Genomic DNA, 23,059 nt, shown 5'->3' with positions numbered 1-23,059 from the left:
GGGCGGGCTCCGCGCGTCCAGCCTCAATCCACGACGGTGAAGTGAGACACGAGCCGGTAAGCACTGAGGGTCCCGCTGTCGTCCAGCAGGTAGAGGCCGAGCCGTGCATCCACCTGGAGCGCGACGAGTCCGGCCCCCGCGCGCACCTGGCCCAGCACCTGGCCTCCCTTGGGATCCACGGCGCGCACCTGATCGCCGGCCAGGAGGGTGACGCCGCGCGAGGTCCGGGCGGGCAGGGCGGCGGGGAGGGCCTCTCCCACGGCACCCACGCGCCAGCTCAGCTCGCCGGAGGTCTCCACCCGGGCCGCCGCGCCGCTGGCGGAAGTCACCAGCACCGCGCCCGGCAGCGCGGCGAGCGCATAGGGGCCCGTGCCCAGGTGCAGCGCGCGCTCCCACAGGAGCTTGCCCTTCGCGTCCAGGCAGAGCAGCACACCCTCGCGGTCCCGTTCCCCGGCGACGTACAGGCGCGTGCGTGAAGTCAGTGGGGCCGAGGGCATGGCCAGGTGGAACTCACGCGTCCACGCCACGTCTCCGGAGTGCGCATCCGCCATCAACAGCGCGTGGTGCGAGCCCCGCCCCAGCAGCGCCACGAAGTGCTTGCCCCAGGGCACCGGCGTGCCGTGGAAGGGCTGAGGCGCCCGCATCCGGTAGCGCACCTGCCCATCCGTGATGTCCAGCCCGTACAGGTAGCCCGAGTCCGTGGCCAGCATCGCCCGGTGGCCCTGCATCGCCAGCCAGCTGCGCTGGGTGCGCGGCGGCGCCAGGCGCCAGATTTCCCGGCCGGTCACCTCCGCGTAGGCGAGCACCGTCCGGTCCTCCGCCAGGGTGATGAGCAGTCCGTCCTGGCGCACCAGTTGCGGCCCCAGCGTCAGCCCGTCGTGGTCGTGCAGCCACCGGGCGCTGGGGCCCGAGCCCATGAAGCCAAGGACGCGGTCCAGGTCCGCCGTCACCACGTGGCCATCCGCCGTCGCCGCCACGCCATGGCTCGAGGCCCGCCGCCACAGGATCTCCCCATCCTTGCGGGACACGGCGCAGGCCATCTCCCGCGAGCAGAACACCGCCTCCTGGCGCCCCAGGTGGAGCTGGCCGAACTCCGCGCCCGTCAGCCCCTTCTGCGACCAGCGCTTCTCGAAGCGCAAGCGGCGCAGGCGCCCGGGTACCGGCAGGGGCTTGCCCGTGCCCGCCGCACGCCCCCGTCCCCGGGCCTGGGCCTCGCCTTCAGAAGGGGGAACGGCCTCGCGCAGGTGCGACAGCCCCTCCCGGCACCGGTCCGTCAGCTCCACCAGATAGGGGTTCGACACCTGGGTGCGCTCACGCTCCGAGAGGGCCAGCGCCAGCGACTGCCCCAGGTGGAACATCGCCGCCACCAGCGCCTCGCCCTTCACCTCGAAGGCGGCGCCTGCGCCCAGCTTTCCCCGCCCCGCGGCCAGCTCCAGGGAGAGCCCCGGCTTCACCCCGGCCAGCTCCAGGGAGAAGCGGGGCTCGCCCAGCTCCACCGCCCGGGCCAGCTCCACCGCCTGCCGGGACAGCTCCAGCGCGGTGAGGAAAGGAGGGCCCGGAGCCCGCCACGCCGTGGGCTGGCCCGGCAGGGAGAGCCAGACCTCGCCCGCGCACAGCAGGCTTCCCAGGGCCGCGCCCGGGTCCTTTCCCCGGGAACGCAGCAGGTCCGTGGCGTCTTTCAGCTCGAAGCCGAAGCCGGGCGTCTCCGGGGGCTCCACCCGGCGGACGAAGGGCTCGGGGCGGGGCGCTTTCTGCACCACCCCCGGGCCGCTGAGCTGGCGCAGGGCCTCCTTCAACTCCCGGGCCGGGGGGGTGGAGAGCGTGCCGGGGGCCACCCGGGTGAGGTCCGCCAGGAAGCCCCGGCCGCACTCCCGCGCAGCCTCGGCCAGTTCCTCCAGGTCCACCCGCACGGGCGGCCGCAGCAGCCGCGCCGGGCGCCCCAGGCTCGCCACGGACAGGGCCACCTCGGTCCCGGTGCGCCGCATCACCAGTTCCAGCCCGGCCTCCACCAGGGACACCTGGACCAGCCCCTCTTTTCCGGAGTGCAAAGCCGCCGCCGCGCGCGTCAGGGCGGACACCACTTCCACGAGCGGTTCTTCCACCGCCCCAGAAAGAAGGTTGACGCCATCCAATTCCAAGGCGATGGAATCCAACGGCGGAGCCGAGGGTTCGCGCTTCCAGCGCTGTCCAAGACGAAAGCGGGTCATCCGTTCCCTTCGTTGACAAGCCAGAATACAGGTGGCTAGCATCCGCCGCCCATACGGACCTACATTTTTGTAACCGTCTGAAATTCTTGGGGAATACTCGATGACATTTTACGAGGCCGCGCTCCGAATCCTGGAGAGCGAAGGTCGTCCCCTCCACTTTCTCGAAATTACCGAGAAGTCCATCGCTCAGAACCTCCTGTCCCATGTTGGAAAGACGCCAGAAATCACGATGCTGTCGCGGCTGGCCGCGATGGCACGGCGGACGCGGGATCGCAAGGTGGTCGTGACCTCCAAGGACACGTTTGCCTTGGTGGACTGGGCTTTGCAGGAGGATCTGGAAGCACTGGCACAGACCGGGGTGGTGGAGCCGAACCCGGAAGAGGATCTGCCGCCGCTGCGTCCCGTGGAGCGCCACCCCGAGCCGCGCACGGACAACGTGCGGGCCACGGGCCGGGGCAGCGAGCGCAAGCGCCGCCGGGAGGACGAGGAGGAGCGCGGTGGCCGCAAGCGCCGGTTCCCGCCCCTGCCGGAGGTGGTGTTCGAGATCCTCAGCGAGGCGGAGGCGGGCCTGCGGGCCGAGCAGCTCATCGAGCGCGCCCGGACGCGGGAGCTGGCCCCCGAGGACATCACCGTGGAGGCGGTGCTCACCGCGCTCCTGGAGGACAACCAGCGGCGCATCGACGCGGGGCGCCGTCCCCAGTTCTCCTTCAACAAGCAGTCGAGCGAGGTGAGCCTGGAGCGCGCGGGCTCGCCCAGCGAGGCGCCTCCCCTGGAGCTGCAGGCGGCGTTCGCCGCGGCCCTGGGCATTCCCCTGGAGGGGGGACGGCCTCTCCTCGCGCGCCCCGCGGCCGCCGCGGGAGCTGCCGAGACGCTGGTGGACCCGGCGCAGCTGGCCACGCTCAAGACGGCGCTCAAGGACGTGCGCCGCACGGTGGCGCGGGGCCTGCGCAAGCGCCTGGGCGAGCTGGAGGTGGGCACGTTCGAGAAGTCCGTCGTGAAGATGATGCACGCGCTGCACTTCCGGGAGCTGAAGGTCGCCAAGCGCTCCAAGGAAGGCCCCCTGCTCACCGCGCGCAAGCGCGAGGGCAGCGTGGAGCTGCGCTACGCGGTGCGGCTGCTCAAGGGCACCTCCACCGTGGACCGCAAGATGGTGCAGGAGCTGCGCAGGGACTTGGGCCACTACTCGGCGCAGGTGGGCCTGCTGGTGAGCGCGGGCGAGGCGCGCGGCGATGCGCGCACCGAGGCGCAGGCCAGCGGCGCGCTGGTGATGCTGTGGTGCGGCGACGCGCTCGGCGAGAAGTTCCTCGAGGCGAAGACGGCGGTGTCCATCACCCAGGTGGAGCTGTTCGACATCGACGAGCGCTTCTTCGAGGCGGCGAAGCTCGATGCCGACGAGGCCCAGCGCCGGCGCGAGGAGCGTCAGCGCGAGAAGCAGAAGGGCGAGCCGGGCGGCAAGGAGACCTCCTCCCGCCGTGCCGAGGAGTCCGAAGAGGACAAGGAGCAGGACCTCGCCGAGGAGCCCAAGCCCATCGAGGTGGAGGTGCGCGAGAGCAGCCTCTCCGCGGTGCCGCCCCCGCCGCCCCCGGAGGACGAGGAGCAGGGCGAGGAGGGCGACGACGAAGGGGACGATGAGGATCTCGAGGCCGCGAGTGCCTTCGTGGGAGGCACCCCCGAGGGAGGCGCTTCCGCGGAGGGCGGCTCCCCGTCCGAGCGCAAGCGCCGCCGCCGCCGCCGCCGTGGGCGCCGGGGCCGTGGCAGTAAGCCCGAGGCAGGCGCCCCGGGTGCGGCGCCGGCAGGGGAGGCGGCGCCGGCAGGGGAGGCGGCTCCTGAGGGAGCGCCTGCCGTGGGCGTCGTGGCTGCCGTTGAGGCCGCCGCCGTGGCCGCAGAGGCACTGCAGACTGCGGAGGAGGCACCCCAGCCTGCTGGGGAGGCCCCACAGCCTGCTGGAGAGGCACCCCAGCCTGCTGGGGAGGCACCTGCTGCTGCGGAGCCGCCGCCTGCCCCGCCCACCGAGGAGGGCTCTTCCGAGGGAGGCACTTCCGAGGGGAACCCGAGCTAACGGTTCGCGGGGACGGGCAGGGGGGGAGTGAGGTACGGTGAGGGGGTCATGAAGCCGTTCTTGCTCCTCACCACCGGTCTCCTGCTGCTGGGCGCCTGCCGTTCCCAGGCGCCCCGCTACCCGGTGGGGGAGGTCCGGCTGTCGGGAGAGACGGTCACGGACAACGCCCAGCTCGCGCTGGAGCCCGATCAGATCCGGGAGCTCTTCCAGCAGGCCCTCCAGGGCAGCAAGCGCTTCGAGCTGCTCCAGGAGAAGAAGGCCGGTGAGGTGCGCCCGTGGCGGCTGACGCTGGAGCTGCCCTTCACCCGGGAGATCCTCAAGGACGACAGCAAGCACACCTATGCCGAGGTGGGCGCCACGCTGGTGCTGGAGCGCTTCGGCGGGGAGCTCCCCGAGCGCTACGAGGTGGTCGGCCTGGGAGAGACCCGGGTGACCGCGGAGACGCCCGAGGCCCGGCGCAAGGCCCTGCGGGCCTCGCTCGACGCCGCGCTCCGGCAGGTGACCGAGCTGGCGCAGCTCCAGCTCTCCTCGCTGGAGCGGGACAGCGGCGCGCTCGTGCAGGATCTCCAGTCGTCGGACTCACGGGTCCGCGAGTTCGCCCTGCGCACGCTGGCCGAGCGCCGCCACCCGGCAGCGGCGCCCCTCCTCATCGAACAGCTCAAGTCGAGTGACGCCACCTCGGTGCGGCAGGCCATCGGAGCACTGGTGGAGATGCGCGCCCCGGCCGCCGTGCCGGCCCTCATCGATCTGTCCCGGGGCAAGGAGGTGGGCTTCCTGCAGGAGCTCGTCTTCGCGCTGGGGGAGATCGGCGGCAGCGAGGCAGAGGCGTACCTCTACACCGTGGCGGAGGGGCATGATCAGCCCGCCATCCAGGCCGCCGCGCAACAGGCCCTGGAAACGCTTCACGCATCACGCAAGCACGGCTCACCGGAGGCGCGTGGGACGCTGTCCCCCGCGAACCATTGAACGTATGAAGGTCTCTCTCGTTGGGGGCTGGGCGCTGGTGTCCGCGGCCCTGGTCTGGAGCGGTTGTGCCAAGCGGGTCGCGGCGGAGGAGCCCTCCCCGGGCCCTGCCTCGCTGGCCGCCTATTACCCCCTCGCCGTGGGCAATGCCTGGACGTACCGGCTCAATGGCCGGGACGACAAGCGCGTGGAGGTGAAGATCACCGGTGAGGAGGACGGCTACTTCATCGACAACCGGAACAGCCAGCTCACCGTGGACAGCTTCGGCGTCCGGGACCAGAAGCGCTACCTGCTGCGGGGCCCCGTCGAGGCGGGCCACTCGTGGACGAACGTGGTGTCGGTCTCCTCCACCGAGCGCTACCGCATCCTCTGGGCGGGCAGCCCCTGCGAAGTCCCAGCGGGCACCTTCCCGGACTGCGTCCAGGTCGAGGCGCGCAACCGCGTGGATGCGGACACCACGCTCGTCAACACGCTCACCTTCGCCGCGGGCGTGGGGCTGGTCCGCATCCAGGTGGAGGCGGAGCGGCAGGGGCAGCGCATTCCGCAGACGTGGCTGGAGCTGCTCGCGTACGAGGTGAAGCCGCCCCCGCCGGGTGCAGGGAGGAGCGAATGAAAGAGATCGGCATCGCGCTGCTGGGCATGGGCAATGTCGGGCTGGGCACGTACCGGATCCTCGCGGACCACGCCCGGGACATCGAGCGCCGCCTGGGCGCGCGCGTGCGCGTGCGCCACATCCTCGTGCGGGAGGAGGGCAGGGCCCGGCCCGAGGATGTCCCGGCCGAGATCGTCACCCGGAGCATCGAGCCGATCCTCGCCGACCCCGAAGTGGCCGTGGTCGTCGAGGTGATGGGCGGCCTGTCGCCCGCGCGCGAGTACCTGGAGCGCGCCATCGCCTCGGGGCGGCACGTCGTCACCGCCAACAAGGCCCTGCTCACCGCGCACGGCGAGGCGCTCTTCTCCCAGGCCCTCGCCCGGGGCGTGGACCTGCACTTCGAAGCGGCCGTGTGCGGCGGCATCCCCATCATCCGCACCCTGCGCGAGGCGCTCGCCTCGGACCGGGTCTCCTCCATCCACGGCATCGTCAACGGGACGACCAACTTCATCCTCTCGGCCATGGCCGATGAGGGGGCGGCCTACGGGGATGCGCTCGCGCAGGCCCAGAAGCTGGGGTTCGCGGAGGCAGACCCCACCCTGGACGTGAGCGGTATGGACGCGGCGCAGAAGCTCTGCCTGCTGGCCTCGCTGGCGTTCGCCACGCGCGTCTCGCCGCAGGATGTCCACGTGGAGGGCATCACCTCGCTCTTGCCGGTGGACATCAGCCTGGGGCGCGAGGCGGGCTATGTCCTCAAGCTCCTGGCCATCGCCCAGCGCTCCTCCGAGGGGCTGGACGTGCGGGTCCACCCGGCCTTCATCCCGTCGGCGAGCCCCCTGGCGGATGTGCGCGGCGCCTTCAACGCGGTGCTGCTCCAGTCGGCGGCGCTCGGCGCCTCGCTGTTCTCCGGGCTGGGGGCGGGCTCGCTGCCCACCGGCAGTGCGGTGGTGGCGGACACCATCGACATCTGCCGCAACCTGCTGGCGGGGGTCTCCGGCAGGCTGCCCATGCTCTGCCCGCCCTACCTTCAGGAGGCGCCGCGCGTGCCCTCCGTCCAGCGGCGGGGGCCCTTCTACCTGCGCTTCTCCGTGAGCGACGAGCCCGGCGTCCTGGGCCGCATCGCCACCGTGCTCGGCGAGAAGGGCGTGAGCCTGGCCTCCGTGCTCCAGCGCCCGGCCCGCCCCGAGGATCCGCACGCCACCATTGTCGTCTTCACGCACACCACCCGCGAGCAGGACATACAGGCCGCGGTGCAGTGGATCGACGCGCTGAAGAGCACGCGGGCGCCCACCCAGGTCATCCGCATCGAGGAAGGGCCCGGGGTGCTGCGGGCGGGCGGGTAGGCAGGCCGGCCGGGTTGCACGGCGGGGGAGCCCTCCGTACCCTGCGGGCAACTCGACCCCCGAGGCTGCCCCGATGCCCGAAACGTCCGAGACGCAGGAAGAACTCATCCTGGGCTTCTTGCTCGAAGGGGGCGAGGACTTCACCTCCGGGGAGGCGCTCTCCAGCAAGCTGGGGCTGTCGCGCACCGCCGTGTGGAAGCACGTGGAGGGCTTGCGCGGCAAGGGCTACCGCATCGAGGCCATCCCCGCGCGAGGCTACCGGCTGGTGGAGGTGCCCGACCGGCTGACGCCGCTGGAGCTCAACCCCCTGCTCACCACCCGGGAGCTGGGCCGCACCCTGCATTGCCACGGCACGCTGGCCTCCACGAACGAGCTGGCGTTCCGGCTCGCCCACGAGGGCGCGGAGCATGGCGAGGTGGTGGTGGCCGAGCAGCAGACGGCCGGCAAGGGGCGGCGGGGCCGGGCGTGGGTGTCTCCGCCGGGGCTCAACCTCTACTTCTCGGCCATCCTGCGGCCGGAGCTGCCCCCGCAGCACGCCCCGGAGCTGACGCTGGTGGCGGCCGTGGCGCTGGCGGAGGCGCTGCGCGAGGCCGGGGCCGAGGCCGCCATCAAGTGGCCCAATGACGTGCAGATCAACGGGCGCAAGGTGGCGGGCATCCTCACGGAGCTGTCCGCCGAGCCCGAGCGCGTGCACTTCGTGGTGCTGGGCGTCGGCGTGAACCTCAACTCCCAGCGGGAGCACTTCCCCGAGGAGCTCCAGGAGACGGCCACCTCGGTGGCCCTGGAGCTTGGCCGGCCGGTTCCCCGGGCCGCCTTCGCCGCGGCGCTGTGGCTGCGGCTGGAGGAGTGGCTGGCCCGGCACCAGGAGGTGGGCTTCGGCCCCGTGCGTCAGCGCTGGAAGGAGCTGTCCTGCACGCTGGGCCAGGACGTGCTGGTGCGCACCGCCCGCCTGGAGTTCCAGGGAAGGGCGGAGGATGTGGATGCGTCGGGGGCCCTGCTGGTGCGCACGGCCGGCGGCGTGCTCGAGCGGGTCCTGGCGGGGGATGTGGAGCAGCTGCGGCCCCGGCGCAAGGCGGGCGCCTGAAGCCGCCCCCGCGGCCGGCCTTCGCGCTAGAGTAGTGGCGTGATGCTGCTCGCCATCGACGTCGGGAACACGAACACCGTCCTGGGCGTGTTCGAGGGGCGCAAGCTCCTGGCGCACTGGTACCTGGAGACCCGTGCCCGCCGCACCGCCGACGAGTCCGGCGCCCTCGTGCGCCAGCTGTTCGCTGGCAGCGGCATCGACGCGGGCCATGTGTCCGCGGTGATCGTCTCCAGCGTGGTGCCGCCGCTCCAGTCCACCCTGGAGAAGATGAGCGAGACCTACTTCAAGACGGCCCCGGTGTTCGTCGGGCCGGGCGTGAAGACGGGCATGCCCATCCTCTATGACAACCCGCGCCAGGTGGGCGCCGACCGCATCGTCAACGCGGTGGCGGCCTTCGAGAAGCACCACGCCGGGCTCATCGTCGTGGACTTTGGCACGGCGACCACCTTCGACGCGGTGTCGCCCAAGGGCGAGTACCTGGGGGGCGCCATCTGCCCCGGCATCTCCATCTCCATGGAGGCGCTCTTCCAGAATGCCTCCAAGCTGCCCCGGGTGGAGTTCGCCCGGCCCCCGCACGTGGTGGGCCGCAACACGGTGCACGCCATGCAGTCGGGCCTCGTCTACGGCTTCGTGAGCATGGCCGACGGCATGTGCGAGCGCATGCGGCAGGAGCTGGGCTTCCCCGCGAAGATCATCGCCACCGGGGAGATGGCTCCCCTGGTGGCGGGCGAGTCGAAGGTCATCCAGGACGTGGACGAGCTCCTCATGCTCGAGGGGCTGCGCATCATTTACGGAAGGAACTACGCGACATGACCACTGCTGCCCCTGTTCCCGAGGCCCCTCCGGGCTGTCCCTTCAATGCGGAGTTCCTTCCGCCCAACATGCGCAAGCACGTGGATCTGGCCGCGCCGGTGCCCCTGCGGATGATGGCGGCCAAGGGGCTCGTGCCGCTCAACCCCTCGGACATGCTGGGCGTGCTGTACATGCTCACGTTCGACACGGAGCAGGCGGTGCGCGACACGGCGCCCAAGACGGCCGCCGGGCTGCCGGACCGGATTCTGGGCTCCGGGCTCCGGGACGAGGGCGTGCAGGCGCCGGTGCTGGGCTGGTTCCTGGGGCTGCTGCGCGGCAAGGACGTCTACGCGGAGATGCTGGTGCTCAACCCCACCACGCCCGACGAGGCGGTGGCCGACGTGGCGCGGGATTGCAGCCCCAAGGTGGCGGAGATCATCGGCCAGAACCAGCTGCGGCTCCTGCGCCACGAGAACATCATCCGCAACCTCTGCGTCAATGCCCAGGTGGGTGGGGCGCTCATCGACTCGGTGTGTGACTTCGCGGTCCGCAGCGGGTTGATGCTGGCGGACGTTCCGCAGATGCAGGCGGCCCGGGTGCGCCTCTTTGGCCCCCAGGCGGTGGCGGCCCCGCCGGACCCCGGCCCCACGGCCGAGGAGGTGATGCAGGAGTTCAAGGAGGAGGACAAGGCGGAGGGTGAGGCGCCCCTGGAGGAGGGCAAGCGCCTGACGCTCTCCCAGCGCATCCTGAAGATGAGCATCTCGGAGAAGATCAAACTGGCGACGCTGGGGAACAAGGAAGCCCGCTCGGCGCTGATCCGGGACTCGAACAAGCTGGTGTGCACGGCGGTCATCCGCAGCCCCCGCATCACCGATGGTGAGGTGCTGCTGTCCGCCGGGAACAAGGCCGCGAACGACGAGGTGCTGCGCATCATCTATGGCAACCGGGAGTGGACGAAGAACCTGAAGATCAAGCTGGCCCTGGTGAAGAACCCCAAGGTGCCGCTCACGGTGGTGATGAAGTTCCTCAACTCGCTGCGGGACACGGAGCTGAAGGACTTGTCGCGCGACCGCAACGTCCCCCAGGGCGTGCAGAGCTTCGCCAAGAAGCTGCTGGAGAAGAAGACGGCACCCAAGAAGGAGGGGGGCTGAGCGGATGTTCACCTCGAGCTCGAGCCCGTCCTTGTTCGTCGATTTTGGACGGGAGGAGTGGCGGGCCCTTCGCGCCGCCACGCCGCTGCCGCTCTCGGAGGAGGAAATCGAGGGGCTGCGGGGCCTGGGAGAGCAGCTCGACCTCAACGAGGTCGTCGATGTGTACCTGCCGCTCTCGCGCCTGCTCAACCTCTACGTCGCCGGCACGCAGAACCTGTGGGCCGCCCAGCAGTCCTTCCTGGGCGGGTTCGCCCAGAAGGTCCCCTTCGTCATTGGCATCGCGGGCAGCGTGGCGGTGGGCAAGAGCACCACGGCGCGCATCCTCCAGGCGCTGCTGGCCCGCTGGCCGGACCACCCGCGCGTGGAGCTGGTCACCACCGACGGGTTCCTGTTTCCCAACAGCGTGCTGACCAAGCGCGGCCTGATGAAGCGCAAGGGCTTCCCCGAGAGCTACGACCGGCGCGCCCTGGTGCGCTTCCTGGCCGAGCTGAAGTCCGGGCGGCCCGAGGTCACCACCTCCATCTACTCGCACCACATCTACGACATCATTCCGGATGAGGTGAAGACGATCCGCCAGCCGGACATCCTCATCCTGGAGGGGCTCAACGTGCTGCAGACGGGGCCCACGGATGCCGATGCCATGCCGCGCATCTTCCTGTCCGACTTCTTCGACTTCTCCATCTACGTGGACGCCAACGAGCAGGACATCCGCCGCTGGTACGTCAACCGCTTCCTGCGGCTGTGGGACACGGCCTTCCACGACGAGAAGTCCTTCTTCCGCTCGTTCACGAAGCTGACGCGGGAGGAGGCCATCGCCCGGGCCGAGACGCTGTGGGAGGAGATCAACGGACCGAACCTGGCGCAGAACATCGCGCCCACCCGTTCCCGGGCACGCCTCATCCTGGCCAAGGGGCCCGACCACAAGGTGAGCCGCATCCGGATGCGCAAACTCTGAAGGACGCGGCCTGCGAGGGCCGCCCGCTCAGGCCGCAGCTTCGTCCGCGTCCAGCGAGGAGGCAGGCTCCTCCAGGAGCTGCTGCGCGATGCCCAGCGCCTTCTTGGCGCGCTCGCGCAGCTTCTCGTCGTTCTTGATGCGCGAGTAGAGTTTCGTGACGCGATCCTCGCTGCGCACCGCGGCCTCCTCCAGCTCGGTGATGCGCTTGCGCAGGCCCTCGGCCTCGTCGGCCGCCTGGGCCGCCTGGCTGGAGAGCTCCGCCTGGGCCTGCTCGAGCTGGGCGCGCACCTCGTTCGTCTCCTGCTGAGCCGCCTCCAGCTGGCCGCGCAGCTCGTCGGCCTCGCCCTGGGCCGCCTGGTGCGCGGCTTCGAGCTGATCGGACCGGCCGCGCAGCTCCTCCAGCTCCGCCTGGGTGGCGCTCTGCTGCTCCTGGTGCGCATCCACCTCGGCCTGCAGGGCGGTGAGCTTCGAGGTGGCGCCGCGCGCCTCCTCCTTGGCGGCAAGCAGCTGCTGGTCCACCTTCCTGCGGTCGGCGGTGAGCTGATCGGCCTTGGTGGTCAGCGTCTTGATCTGCGCGTCCCGGCGCGCCAGCTCCGCGGCGGAGTCGGTGGACTGCCGCTCCAGCTCGAGCTGCTTGTCCTGCAGCTCGACGAAGTCGTGCTCCTTCTGGGACAGCTCGGCCTTGAGGCGCGAGATCTCCCGGTCCTTCTCCTGCTCGCGGAGGTTCAGCTCGCTCTTGAGCCGGAGGATCTCCTTGTCCTTCTTGTTGACCGCATCGCGCAGCGCGAAGGTGTCCTTGTCGTTCTTGCCGGCGGAGGCGCGGGCCGTCTCCAGCTCCGTCGACTGCGTCTCCAGCTGGGACTCCAGCTCCTGCACCCGGCCCTCCGCCGAGGAGGCCTGGGACTGGGCATCGGAGAGGGCACTCTGGAGCTCCGCGACGCGGGCGCGCAGGGTGCGCAGCTCGGCGGCATCCGCCGCGGACGTCACGGGGGCCGTGGGGGCGGCGCGGGCCGGGGGCGGTGCCACGGGGGTGGCGGCGCGAGGGGGCGGGGCCGGGGGAGGGGCCCTGGGCGCGGGCCGCTCGGGCTCGGGCTCCACGGGCGAGAGGAAGCCGATCTGGGTCTTCTCGTCCTGCTCGTCGTCCCCCAGGGAGTCGAGGGCGGACTCGGTGTCCATGCCGAGGCTGTCGAGGGACGAGAGATCCTCCTCGCCCTCGGTGTCCGCGGGCGCCACGACGGGCTCCTCGGAGGCGGAGAGGCCCCCATCGGACATGTCGTTGAACGCCTCATCGAGCATGTCCAGGTCCTCGCCGGAGGAGCTGGCGGACTCCTCGACGGCGATCTCCTCGGCGCCTTCCTCGCTGACGATGGGCTCGTCCTCGGACATGGGCTCATCGGCCAGGCCATCGAGCGTGAGGCCCTCGTTCTCCACCACCTCGCCCATCACCGTGTCCGGAAAGCCGATGAGCGCGCCCACGCGCTCCACGAGCAGCTCCGTGTCCACGGGCTTGGCCACGTACTCGTCCGCGTGGGCCTTGAGCTTGCGGTGGGCGGCGAAGCCGTCCGGGTTGCCGATGATGACGATGGGGACGTTCTTGAGATCGTCGTCCTTCTTCAGCTTGCCGCAGATGAGGTAGCCGTTCTGGCCGCCGGACAGATCCACCGCCAGCACCACCAGGTCCGGGCGGTCCCGGCGGATCTGCTCCACGCTGCTCTTGCCGTCGGCCGTCTCGTCCACCCCAAAGCCCCGGGAGTCCAGGGCCTCGCGCAAGGCCGCGGAAAGGGTGGTGTCGCTTTCGACAATCAGAATTCTCTTGGACATGGACGGACGGCCCGACCTGGAAGCGGCGCACGCGGAAGGCCTCGCACAGGCGATGGCGGGCGACGGGAAAAATCTTCAACGAGGCTATCGGCCAGCGTGGGGACCGTCAATGATCGGGCCCGGCGTCCGGGCGCCTCCGCAACAGGCCTGTCACAAGCCGTCGCCTGGAGGGCAGCCAGACACCCGCGTCCGAGGGGCTACGGCACGTGGGACGCGGGGAGGATGGGCACGGACGGCGTCTGGGGGTGCGGCACGTTGCCCAGGCGCAGCTCCTTCTCCTGCAGCATCTTGCGGATGTCCGCCTCGTCCAGATCGGACACCAGCTCGTAGACGATCTCGCCCTCGCGCCACACGGCCACGTTGTAGCCGTTGCTCGAGTCCACCTGCACGGCGGGCAACGCCTCGGCATCCAGGTCCTGCCGCGCATCGTCGAAGACGAAGACGCCGATGCGGCGGCCCTCTTCGCCTTCCTTGGCGGGCTGCGTCTCGTAGCTGATGTAGGCGGCCGGCCGGTCCTTGATGTTGGAGATGCGCGCGCCGGAGAGGCTCACGTTGCGCAGGCGGGGCACGGGGACCGGGTGATCCAACTTCCCGTCGAACCAGGCCTCCACGTGCTCGGGGGCCACGTTGGCGATCTCGAAGGGCAGCTGCTTGGAGTGGCGCCGGACCGCGTCTTCCACGAACCGCTGGCGCTCCTCGGGGCGGGTCGTCACCCAGGCGCCGCCGACCGCCGCCACCACCAGGGCCGCCGCCCCCATGCGCAGCCACTGGACTTGTTGGGCGCGGCGGTGCTCCTGTTTCATTCCCAGCTGAATTCCAGCGCGGAGGGACTCAGGGGCCCGCTGTGACCGGACGGAGAGGTTCGCCGCGCGCCGGAGGGCCTGCCGGATGGCGGTCTCCTCTTCGACCCGCCCGGTGCAGGCCTCACACTCGGCGAGGTGGGTCTCGACTTCAATCCGCTCCTCGGGCTGAAACTCGCCGTCGAGGTACGGGTAGAGCAACCGATCGAGTTCCTGGCAGGTCATGAGCGCTCTGGGAGAGGGCCACCGGGTGACGGGCCCTGGGCAAAAATGCCTTTGGGCCCGTCAACCTCTTACTACCCCGTCTTCTTCCTGTGACGGTACTCTTCGAGATCCGCGGGGGCCTTCACGGGCTCTCCGTCATGACGGAAGACGCCCTGGCCCTCGGCGTACTCGCGCAGCGTCTTCTGCAGGAGCTTGCGGCCCCGGAACAGGCGGCTCATCACCGTGCCCACGGGGCACTCGAGGATCTCGGCGATCTCCTTGTAGGAGAACTCCTGCAAATCCGCGAGGATGACCACCAGCCGGAAGTCGATGGGCAGCGAGTCGATGGCCCGGAGCACATCATCCGACAGCAGCCGGTCGAAGAAGTATTGCTCGGGGTTGGCGGCGAAGTCCGTCGCGTCCCGGCTGACGAAGCGCTCGTGGACCGCCTCGCGCTCCACCCCCTCCACCACGGTGCGCTCCTTCACCTTGCGCCGGTAGCGGTTGATGAAGGTGTTGGTGAGGATCTTGAAGAGCCAAGCCTTGATGTTGGTGCCACGCTCGAACTTGTCGAAGAAGCGGTAGGCCCGCATGCAGGTGTCCTGCACCAGGTCTTCCGCATCGCGCTCGTTCTTGGTCAGCCGCAGGGCGGCCGAGTAGAGCGGGTCGAGATGGGCCAGGGCCAGCTCTTCGAATTCCTGTTTCGTCCGATTCGGTTGCCTGAAGTCCAACATGTCCCGCCTTCCTAAAGGCCCGAGATTACAGGCGAAAGTGTTGTTATCTGTTGATTAATGTATGCACGGGAACAGATTGGTCAACAACACTGTGCCACTTCGCGCCGTACGCACGGTTGCTCTTAAGGACGAGGGACACTTTGGGACAATGTTTATTCCACCGCGTCCCCAGAGGTAGGCAGGAGGGCAGGCAACCGGCCTCCGGGGGTAGGACAGGGTGGGCTAGCGGGCGGATTTGCCGCCGAGCGCGTCGTGGATGGGCACGTAGTCGTAGCCCAGGTCCTTGGCGACGGCCTCGTAGGTGACCTTGCCATCGTAGGTGTTCAGGGCGCGCGCCAGGGCACGGTCCGACTTGATGGCCTCCACGAGCCCCATCTCGGCGATCTTCCGGGCGTAGGGGCGGGTGGTGTTCGTCAGCGCGTAGGTGGACGTCTGGGGCACCGCGCCGGGCATGTTGGCCACGCAGTAGTGGACGACGCCGTGCACCGTGTAGGTGGGGTTGTCGTGGGTGGTGGGGCGGCACGTCTCGATGCAGCCGCCCTGGTCCACGGCCACGTCCACCACGACGGAGCCAGGCTCCATCTCCTTGAGCAGGGCCTCGGGGACGAGCTTGGGGGCCTTGCCGCCGGGGATGAGCACCGCGCCGATGACGAGGTCCGCCTCGCGCACGGCGCGGGCGATGGTCTCGCTGTCCGAGTTGAGGGTGGCCACGCGGCCCAGGAACACGTCATCCAGGTAGGTGAGCCGGTCCAGGTTCACGTCGAGCAGCGTCACCTCGGCGCCCATGCCCACGGCGACCTTGGCCGCGCAGGTGCCCACCACGCCGCCGCCGATGACGGCCACGCGGCCCCGGCGCACGCCGGGCACGCCGCTCAGGAGGATGCCCTTGCCGCCGTGCGCCTTCTCCAGGCAGGTGGCACCCACCTGGATGGCCATCTTCCCGGCCACCTCGCTCATGGGCTTGAGCAGGGGCAGGCCGCCATCGTCCGTCTGCAGCGTCTCGTAGGCCACCGCCGCCGCCTTCTTCTTCACGAGCGTGCGGGTCAGCTCCGGGTCCACGCCGGCCAGGTGGAAATAGGTGTAGATGATCTGCCCGTTCTGGATGCGCTCGTACTCGGGCGCGATGGGCTCCTTCACCTTGACGATCATCTCCGCGCGCGACCACACCTCGTCCGCGCTCTTGATGATCTGCGCACCGACGCGCTGGTACTCGGAATCCGGGATGCCGGAGCCCGCCCCCGCGTTCGTCTCGATCAACACCGTGTGGCCCGCGGCCGTCAGGGCGCGCGCTCCCGCGGGAACCATGCCGACACGGTACTCACGGGTTTTGATCTCTTTGGGAACTCCGACGATCACGACGTGCCTCCAGGGCAAGACAAGCGGGGCGGACCATACCAGTGGACTTTCGGGAATCAAGGCGCCCCAGAGGGCCCCTCCGCGTGCCCCGAGCGTGGCGCGGCGCGGCGTGATAGGGAGAGGGATATGAAGCCGGCGCCCAAGCTGCTGTTCGCGGATCCCCAGGGGCGGGTGATGGAACACCCCTACCTGATCGCCACCCTGCGCAGTGGGGAGGAGCTCGTGCCCCCGCAGGACCGTCCCATTCCCCTGCCGGCCACCGGGAGGCTCGTCCATCTGCCTGGGCGCCTGCCCGTGGGGTTGGACCCCGAGACGGGCGAGCTGGAGCTGGTGCGCGAGATGAAGGTGGGGGGCAAGACGTTCGTGCCCAACGCCGTGGGCGCGCTGCTGCCGCCGGGCTACACCCGGACGTTTCTCCCCGGCGAGGTGAAGGGAGACGGGCCCATCCTGCCGCAGTGGGCGTACACCGCCGCAGCCTGGGGCAAGGACGGGCCGGTGGCCTGGGCCATCCACACCGACAAGCGCTCGCACTGGGATCCGGAGAACTACTCGACGCCGGAGATGCGCAAGCTCGTGGACGAGCACCTGCGGCGCTTCCCGGACAACCGCGTCCTCAAGCAGCTCAAGACGTGCGCGCTGCTCTACCGCTGCTTCACCTCGCAGAACGTCTTCTACGTGCGCGACGAGGGGGCCATCCCCGCCTCGGTCATGTGCAACGCGCGCTGTGTGGGGTGCATCTCGGATCAGCCCGCCGACGGCCCCCCGGCCTCCCACGAGCGCATGGAGGATGGCCCTTCGGGCGAGGAGATGGGCGCCATTGGCGTCTACCACCTGGAGAACGCGCCGGGCCGGACGATGATCAGCTTCGGCCAGGGGTGCGAGGGCGAGCCGCTCACGCGCCACAAGGCCATCGCCGAGGCCATCCGCTACATGCGGGCGCGCACGGACAGGGGCTCCATCAACATCAACACCAACGCGAGCCTGACGCACGGGCTGGTGGCGCTGTTCGACGCGGGGCTGGATGCGATCCGCGTCTCGCTCAACTCGGCGGTGAAGGACCTCTACGAGGCCTACTACAAGCCGGTGAAGTACTCCTGGGAGGACGTGGAGGCCTCGATCGCGCTCGCCCGCGAGCGGGGGGCCTACCTGGCGCTCAACCTGCTGCTGTTCCCGGGCGTCACCGACCGCGAGGGCGAAGTCCAGGCCCTGGAGCGCCTGGTGAGCAAGTACCAGGTGAACCAGGTGCAGACGCGCTCGCTGTGCATCGATCCGCTCCAGTACCTGGAGGTTGCCCGGGACCGGGGCGCCGGGGGCGAGCCGGTGGGCATCCGCGAGCTCCTGCAGCGGCTGAAGGCGGCCCGGCCTGGGCTCGTCATCGGCAACTTCGCCCGGGGGCTGGAGGAGCGGGCGGTGCCAGCGGGCCGCAAGTAGGGCGGCCTTCGGGGGGACTACTCCTGGGGCGCGGCGGGGGAGGGGCTCAGCTCGCGCGCCACCAGGCTGCTCATCACCGCGTCCTTGGGCACGTACCCGTCGGCCCCGGCCTCGCGGCAGATGCGCTGCAGCTCCTCGACGTTCTCCCCTGAGCACAGCAGGACCTTGATGCCCTTGAAGAGGCTGTTGCTCTTGATGAAGCGGCAGAACTGCTCGCCGTTCACGTTGGGCATCCGCACGTCCAGCAGCACCAGGTCCGGCCGCGTCTGCTTCTTGAGGATGATCTTCGTCGCCTTGTCCGCCGTGTCCGCGACGTGGACCTCGAAGCCCTTGGTGACCAGGTCCGCCTCGATGATGCGGGCCGTCATCTCGCTGTCATCGACGATCAGGATGCGCGGCTTGCGCCCCCCCGTCACCTTGGCGGAGGGCAGCCCCCCCACGCTGGGAGCGGGCGCGGCGGTGGGGGGGGCAGGGGGGGCGGCGGTGGGAGCGGGCGCCGCAGCCGCGGCGGCTGCCAGGGCCTCTTGCGCGGCGATGACGTCGGGGGCAGGCAGGCCGATGAGCTTCGTCACCCCGTCGAGCACCGCCTCCAGGCCGCCACCCTTGAGGATGTAGCCGTCGGCACCCGAGGCCCGGGCCTTGGTGGCCAGCTCCGCCTCGGAGATGTCCGAGTAGAGCACCAGCTTGGAGGTGACCTTCTTCTGGCTGCGGAGGTACTCGACGACGTCGTCGCCGAACATCTCCGGCATGTTCACGTCCATGAGGATGAGCGCGAACGGCCCCTCCGCGAGCTTCTGCTCCAGACTCGCCAGGTCCATTGCGCCGCTTGCCTGGTAGCCGGCCGCGGTAAGCGCCCGGACGGTGAGTTCCACCAGCATCGGGCTATCGTCAATGACCAGTACGCGGGACATCTGCCTCCCCAAGAATCCTAAAGCTACCCTACACTGGTTACCCGGTCCGGGACCATCGAAACGGTGGCCGGCCGGGCGTTCGCAGTCCTCCCCTTGACCCGTTTTGAACGCCTCCGGATACTTTGGCGCCTTGACTTCGACTCCTCTTCAACGTGCGCTGCGGATTGCTCCGGACCGGGCTCTCGCCGTTCAGGCCCGTCCCGAGCAAGAGTTCTTCTGCTTCCGTGTAGGCGGGCTCCGCTTGGGCGTGCCCAGCGAGAACGTCCTGGAAGTGCTCCGGGCGGGGCTGATGACGCCCCTTCCACGCTCCCCCTCGTTCCTGCTGGGGGTGACGGGGCACCGGGGCGAGGTGCTCCCGGTGCTGGATCTGCTGCGTTTCCTGGCCAAGGGCGAGGCGCGCATCATGCCCCGGACCCGCATTTTCGTGGGCGTCAGCGGCAACTACGTCGCCGGCGTGGTGGCCGACACCGTGCTGGGGCTGCGCCGCATCCTCGTCTCCGACATCCTTCCGCCCCCGGTGGGCGCCGATGCCGCCACCGAGCATCTCCTGGGGGTGGTGCAGGGGCCCACGGCCGAGGAGACCGTGAACCTGCTCAACTTCGCCAAGCTCCTCCAGACGGCGCGTCAGCGGGCGGTGGCTCGATGATCGACGTGGACGGTCTGGTCCGCACCGAGGAGGAAGTGGACGTCCTCTTCTTCGAGGTGGGCGTGCACGTCTATGGCGTGGATGCCTCGCAGGTGCAGCGCATCGAGCGGGCCCTGCCGGGAGATCTCGTCCGGCCCGAGCTGGGGTCGCTCCACCAGGGCCGCCGGGCCCTCGTCTTCGACACCCCCGAGGGCGAGGCGCACCTCAAGGTGGATGTCGTGCGAGGGGTGCGCCCCATCAACGTCGCGGACCTGCGGCGGCTGCCCGCCGCCGTCACCGCGTCCTCCTTCGCCATCGGGGTGTGCCTGGAAGAAGAGGCCCACCCCATTCTGCTCATCGATTTGGTCGAAACCGCAAAGACTCAAGGAAGGCACTGACCGCAATGTCCCTGGACACCCCGAACGAGAAGTCCGTGAAGCCCCGCGCTCCGAAGAAGGCCGCGGTGGCCAAACCCCCGGCCAAGTCCAACACCCCGGCCCTCAAGCCCCTGACGGACACGCTCCGGTCGGTGCTGGCCGGCAATCTCCAGGCGCGCATCACCCCGGAGATCGTCAGCGGGGAGCTGGCCGACGTGGCCCTCCTGCTCAACCAGGTGCTGGAGCGCTTCTCCGACTCCGAGCACCGCAAGCAGGTCGCCGCCCAGGAGATCGATCAGGCGCTCGACTCGCTCATCGCCCTGGTGCGCGAGGGAGACCTGTCGCGCTGGACGACCACCACCGAGGATCCGCAGCTCGCGCCGCTGCTGGAGGGCTTCGGCAAGGTCATCGAGACGCTGCGCACCTTCGTGCGGGAGATCAACGAGGCGGCCCTGCGGCTGTCCTCCTCCGCCAACCAGGTGCTCGCCGCCTCCACGCAGCACGAGACGTCCTCCACCGAGCAGGCCGCGGCCATCCACGAGACGACCGCGACCATGGAGGAGCTCAAGCACGCCTCCGCGCAGATCGCCGAGAACGCGGGCGCGGTGGCCCGTGTGGCCGAGGAGACGCTCGGGGCCGCGCGCGCGGGCCGGGGCGCCATCGCCGAGTTCATCCAGGCCATGCAGCAGATCCGCAGCGATGGGATCGCCGTGGCCGACGCCATCACCAAGCTGTCCAAGCGCGTGGAGCGCATCGGCACCGTGGTGGAGGTGATCGACGAGATCGCCGACCGCTCGGACCTCCTGGCGCTCAACGCGGCGCTCGAGGGCAGCCGCGCCGGTGAGGCCGGTAAGGGCTTCTCCATCGTCGCCGCGGAGATGCGGCGCCTGGCGGAGAACGTCCTGGACTCCACCAAGGAGATCAAGAGCCTCATCACCGAGATCCGCGAGGCCACCGCCGCCGCGGGCGGCGCGGCGGATGCCTCCAAGGTGGCCACCGAGTCCGGTGAGAAGCTGGGCTCCGTGGCGGCCACCGCCGTGGAGGGCATCCTCGCGGGCGTCCAGGAGACCAGCGACGCGGCACGCGTCATCAACCTGGCCACCCAGCAGCAGCGTACCGCCACCGAGCAGGTGGTGGCCTCCATGGCCGAAATCGAGGACGTGACGCGCCAGACGACGCAGGCCTCCAAGCAGGCCACGGGTGCCTCCGCCGAGCTGACGCAGCTGGCCAGCCGCCTGGCCGAACTCATCAAGCGCTTCAAGGCCGACTAAGCCCAACCCGGGAGGAGAGGGGCAAGTCCGTGCGGCCTCATCCGCCCGGAGACAACCCCGGCCATGGATACCGAGGCCCTCAAGAAGTCCCTCCTGAAGAAGTTTCAGGAGGTCACCGCAGACCGGCTCCAGAAGATCCAACTCGGGGTGCTCGACCTCGAGAAGGACAACGCGGACCAGGCCGCGGACGACGTCGCGCGCGAGCTGCACACGATGAAGGGCGAGGCCCGCATGCTGGGGCTCGCCGCCATCGGGCAGTTGGCGCACGCCGCCGAGGACATGCTGCGCGCGGAGCGGGACGGAAAGACGGCCACCGAGGTGGCCACCGATCTGCTCCTGCGCGCGTGCGACGTCCTGTCGGATCTCACCGACGACCTGGCCGGCGCCCACACGGGCACGGAGGCCAGCGAGGAGATGTGCAAGACGCTCGCGAGCGCCTCCGGCCATCCCCTGCCGCCGCTGGGCAACAAGCCACCCCAGCCCCGGCCGGCCCCCGCCCCGCTGCCCCCGGCCCGTGCCGCCGCGCCGCCCCCGCCCGTGGCACCGCCCGCCCCCGTGGTGCAGCCTCCGCCGGCCCCCGCCGCGGCGGCAGTGGCTCCGGCGCCCGGGGCCGCCAAGCCCGAGGAGGAGGCACCCGCCGCCGCCGCCGCCGCCGCCAAGCCATCCATTGCCGATCGCAGCATCCGCGTGAACGTGGAGATCCTCGACTCGCTCGGGCTGCTCGCGGGCGACCTGCTCGTGGAGAGCGCCCGGGGACGGCTGCGGGGCTCGGAGACGGCCACGCTGTTCGAGCGTTTCTCGCGCCTGGGCGACCGCTTCCTGCACCTGGGCGAGCGGCTGCACCTGGTCAATGAGATGCGCGCGGAGCTGGAGGGCATCGAGAGCGACCTGCACCGGCTGCGCGACGATGCGTTCCGCTTCATCCGGCGCAACGAGGACGGCATCAACACCCTCCACGGCAACCTGGCCAAGATGGCCGACTCCGTGGCGGAGGCGCGCCTGGTGCCGCTGTCCACCGTGTTCGACGCCTTCCCCCGGGCGGTGCGCGAGCTGTCGCGCGACCAGGGCAAGGATGTGGACCTCATCATCGAGAACGCGGATGTCGGCGTGGACCGCTCCATGCTCGCCGACGTGCGCGACGCGCTGGTCCACCTGCTGCGCAACTCGGTGGATCACGGCCTGGAGGTGCCCGAGGCCCGCCAGCAGCTCGGCAAGCCCGCCATGGGCCGGCTGCGCATCCGCGTCCGCATCGATGGGGACATGCTCCAGATCGACGTGGAGGATGACGGCCGGGGCATCGATCCCGAGCGGCTGAAGCAGGTGGCCCTCAACAAGCGGCTCATCACCCAGACCCAGGCCGCCGCGCTCGGAGAGCGCGAGACGATCGATCTCATCTTCCGGCCCGGCTTCTCCACGCGCGACCAGGTCAGTGAAATCTCCGGCCGCGGCGTGGGCATGGACGTGGTGAAGCGCAAGGTGGAGTCCCTGGGTGGCTCGGTGGGCGTCGTCAGCCGCCAGGGCCGGGGCACCACCATCAGCCTGCGCCTGCCGCAGTCGCTGGCGTTGATGAAGGTCCTCCTGGTGCGCCTGGGGGACGACGTCTACGGCATCCCCGCGGCGGACGTGGTGGCCGTCACGCGCGTCAAGCCGGAGGACCGCATGGAGGTCTTCGGCACGCTGGCGGTGAAGCACCGCAACAAGCCCACCGCGCTGGTGGCGCTCGGCCCGCTGCTGGGCGTCAACGGCGGCAACCGCTTCGACAAGCCGCCCGCCGTGGTGGTGCGTCACGGGGATGATCACGCCGCCCTGGTGGTGGATGGCTTCGTGGACGAGCGCGAGGTGGCCGTGAAGCCTTGCGGCGGAGAGTTCCTCAAGGGCGCCGCCTTCATCGCGGGCACCGCGGCGCTGGAGGATGGGCGCATCGCGGTGCTGTGCCACGTGCCGGACATCATGGCCGAGGTGCGCCGCATGGCCCGCCCCGTCACCCAGCAGCCCCAGGCCAAGCGCCTGCGCGTGCTGCTGGTGGACGACTCACCCATCGCCCGGGCCACCGAGGGGGCCCTGGTCAAGGCGCTCGGCCACACCGTGGAAGAGGCCCAGGATGGCGAGGAGGCGTACGCGAAGGTTCAGCACAACACGTATGATCTCATCCTCACCGACGTGCAGATGCCCCGGCTGGATGGCTTCTCGTTCACGCGGCGGTTGAAGACCACGCCGGCGGTGGCCCGCATCCCGGTCATCATCCTGTCCTCGCTGGCCTCGCCCGAGGACAAGCGGCGGGGACTGGAAGCCGGCGCGGACGGATACCTTGTCAAAGGTGAGCTGGGCGTGGAGAGTTTGGCTCAGACCATCGAGCGGCTGACATGACGAGGGCGGCGTGCGC

General features: G+C 70.3%; 19 protein-coding genes. 13 read left to right on the top strand and 6 right to left on the bottom strand.

Translation table 11 applies throughout. From position 1 onward, the window contains the following. Window positions 1–23: 23 nt before the first annotated feature. The gene (locus tag KY661_RS07850; RefSeq protein ID WP_225409613.1) at window positions 24–2,207 is read right to left on the bottom strand and encodes an outer membrane protein assembly factor BamB family protein; all 2,184 of its coding nucleotides are present in this window, start codon (window positions 2,205–2,207) and stop codon (window positions 24–26) included. A 100-nt stretch (window positions 2,208–2,307) separates the two neighbouring features. Here KY661_RS07850 and KY661_RS07845 point away from each other — a divergent pair, with 100 nt between their 5' ends. The 8 genes from KY661_RS07845 to coaA all read left to right on the top strand — a co-directional run bounded on the left by KY661_RS07845 (window position 2,308) and on the right by coaA (window position 11,146). Continuing rightward, entirely contained in the window at window positions 2,308–4,266 is a 1,959-nt protein-coding gene (locus tag KY661_RS07845) for an HTH domain-containing protein (protein ID WP_225409612.1), read from the top strand. 48 nt (window positions 4,267–4,314) lie between these two features. Next, window positions 4,315–5,232, top strand: coding sequence for a HEAT repeat domain-containing protein (locus KY661_RS07840; RefSeq protein ID WP_225409611.1), 918 nt, complete (start codon window positions 4,315–4,317; stop codon window positions 5,230–5,232). A gap of 4 nt (window positions 5,233–5,236) precedes the next feature. Continuing rightward, window positions 5,237–5,842 (top strand): hypothetical protein, encoded by a 606-nt coding sequence (locus tag KY661_RS07835; protein ID WP_075005214.1) that lies wholly within the window; start codon window positions 5,237–5,239, stop codon window positions 5,840–5,842. After that, complete coding sequence (locus KY661_RS07830) at window positions 5,839–7,164, top strand: homoserine dehydrogenase (protein ID WP_225409610.1); 1,326 nt, start codon at window positions 5,839–5,841, stop codon at window positions 7,162–7,164. Before KY661_RS07835 ends, KY661_RS07830 begins: the two co-directional genes overlap by 4 nt. Before the next feature lie 73 nt (window positions 7,165–7,237). Next, window positions 7,238–8,248: a biotin--[acetyl-CoA-carboxylase] ligase gene (locus tag KY661_RS07825; RefSeq protein ID WP_225409609.1), complete on the top strand. Its 1,011-nt coding sequence runs from the start codon at window positions 7,238–7,240 to the stop codon at window positions 8,246–8,248. 42 nt (window positions 8,249–8,290) lie between these two features. Next, window positions 8,291–9,061 (top strand): type III pantothenate kinase, encoded by a 771-nt coding sequence (locus KY661_RS07820; protein WP_225409795.1) that lies wholly within the window; start codon window positions 8,291–8,293, stop codon window positions 9,059–9,061. Next, window positions 9,058–10,191, top strand: a complete 1,134-nt coding sequence (locus KY661_RS07815) for a hypothetical protein (RefSeq protein ID WP_225409608.1) — start codon at window positions 9,058–9,060, stop codon at window positions 10,189–10,191. Before KY661_RS07820 ends, KY661_RS07815 begins: the two co-directional genes overlap by 4 nt. Window positions 10,192–10,195: 4 nt before the next feature. Beyond that, complete coding sequence (gene coaA / locus KY661_RS07810) at window positions 10,196–11,146, top strand: type I pantothenate kinase (protein WP_225409607.1); 951 nt, start codon at window positions 10,196–10,198, stop codon at window positions 11,144–11,146. A gap of 27 nt (window positions 11,147–11,173) precedes the next feature. Here coaA and KY661_RS07805 read toward each other — a convergent pair whose 3' ends face one another. The 4 genes from KY661_RS07805 to ald all read right to left on the bottom strand — a co-directional run bounded on the left by KY661_RS07805 (window position 11,174) and on the right by ald (window position 16,061). Beyond that, window positions 11,174–12,967, bottom strand: coding sequence for a response regulator (locus KY661_RS07805; protein WP_225409606.1), 1,794 nt, complete (start codon window positions 12,965–12,967; stop codon window positions 11,174–11,176). 197 nt (window positions 12,968–13,164) lie between these two features. Beyond that, window positions 13,165–13,992: an anti-sigma factor family protein gene (locus tag KY661_RS07800; protein WP_225409605.1), complete on the bottom strand. Its 828-nt coding sequence runs from the start codon at window positions 13,990–13,992 to the stop codon at window positions 13,165–13,167. A 71-nt stretch (window positions 13,993–14,063) separates the two neighbouring features. Then, the gene (locus KY661_RS07795) at window positions 14,064–14,705 is read right to left on the bottom strand and encodes a sigma-70 family RNA polymerase sigma factor (RefSeq protein ID WP_075005222.1); all 642 of its coding nucleotides are present in this window, start codon (window positions 14,703–14,705) and stop codon (window positions 14,064–14,066) included. 222 nt (window positions 14,706–14,927) lie between these two features. Continuing rightward, window positions 14,928–16,061, bottom strand: a complete 1,134-nt coding sequence (ald, locus tag KY661_RS07790; RefSeq protein ID WP_225409604.1) for an alanine dehydrogenase — start codon at window positions 16,059–16,061, stop codon at window positions 14,928–14,930. Window positions 16,062–16,187: 126 nt separating this feature from the next. Between ald and KY661_RS07785 the strand changes: the two genes are divergently transcribed. Next, on the top strand, window positions 16,188–17,492 hold the full coding sequence (locus tag KY661_RS07785; RefSeq protein ID WP_075005224.1) for a radical SAM protein: 1,305 nt from the start codon (window positions 16,188–16,190) through the stop codon (window positions 17,490–17,492). Between the two features lie 17 nt (window positions 17,493–17,509). On the opposite strand, the gene KY661_RS07780 is transcribed toward KY661_RS07785, so the two are convergent. After that, entirely contained in the window at window positions 17,510–18,403 is an 894-nt protein-coding gene (locus KY661_RS07780) for a response regulator (protein WP_225409603.1), read from the bottom strand. Between the two features lie 163 nt (window positions 18,404–18,566). On the opposite strand from KY661_RS07780, the gene KY661_RS07775 reads away from it, so the two are divergent. The 4 genes from KY661_RS07775 (at window position 18,567) to KY661_RS07760 (ending at window position 23,043) form a co-directional block, all read left to right on the top strand. Continuing rightward, window positions 18,567–19,049 (top strand): chemotaxis protein CheW, encoded by a 483-nt coding sequence (locus KY661_RS07775; protein WP_075005571.1) that lies wholly within the window; start codon window positions 18,567–18,569, stop codon window positions 19,047–19,049. Next, window positions 19,046–19,426 carry a CheW domain-containing protein gene (locus KY661_RS07770; protein WP_225409602.1) on the top strand — a complete coding sequence of 127 codons (381 nt, stop codon included), beginning with the start codon at window positions 19,046–19,048 and terminating at the stop codon, window positions 19,424–19,426. Before KY661_RS07775 ends, KY661_RS07770 begins: the two co-directional genes overlap by 4 nt. Window positions 19,427–19,431: 5 nt before the next feature. Then, window positions 19,432–20,676, top strand: coding sequence for a methyl-accepting chemotaxis protein (locus KY661_RS07765; RefSeq protein ID WP_075005226.1), 1,245 nt, complete (start codon window positions 19,432–19,434; stop codon window positions 20,674–20,676). A gap of 63 nt (window positions 20,677–20,739) precedes the next feature. Continuing rightward, window positions 20,740–23,043, top strand: a complete 2,304-nt coding sequence (locus KY661_RS07760) for a hybrid sensor histidine kinase/response regulator (protein ID WP_225409601.1) — start codon at window positions 20,740–20,742, stop codon at window positions 23,041–23,043. The last annotated feature ends 16 nt before the right edge of the window (window positions 23,044–23,059 follow it).

It is taken from the genome of Allostigmatella hybrida (assembly GCF_020103775.1).
GTDB classification, from domain to species: domain Bacteria; phylum Myxococcota; class Myxococcia; order Myxococcales; family Myxococcaceae; genus Hyalangium; species Hyalangium aurantiaca.
This window is presented reverse-complemented; position numbering and strand designations above follow the sequence as displayed.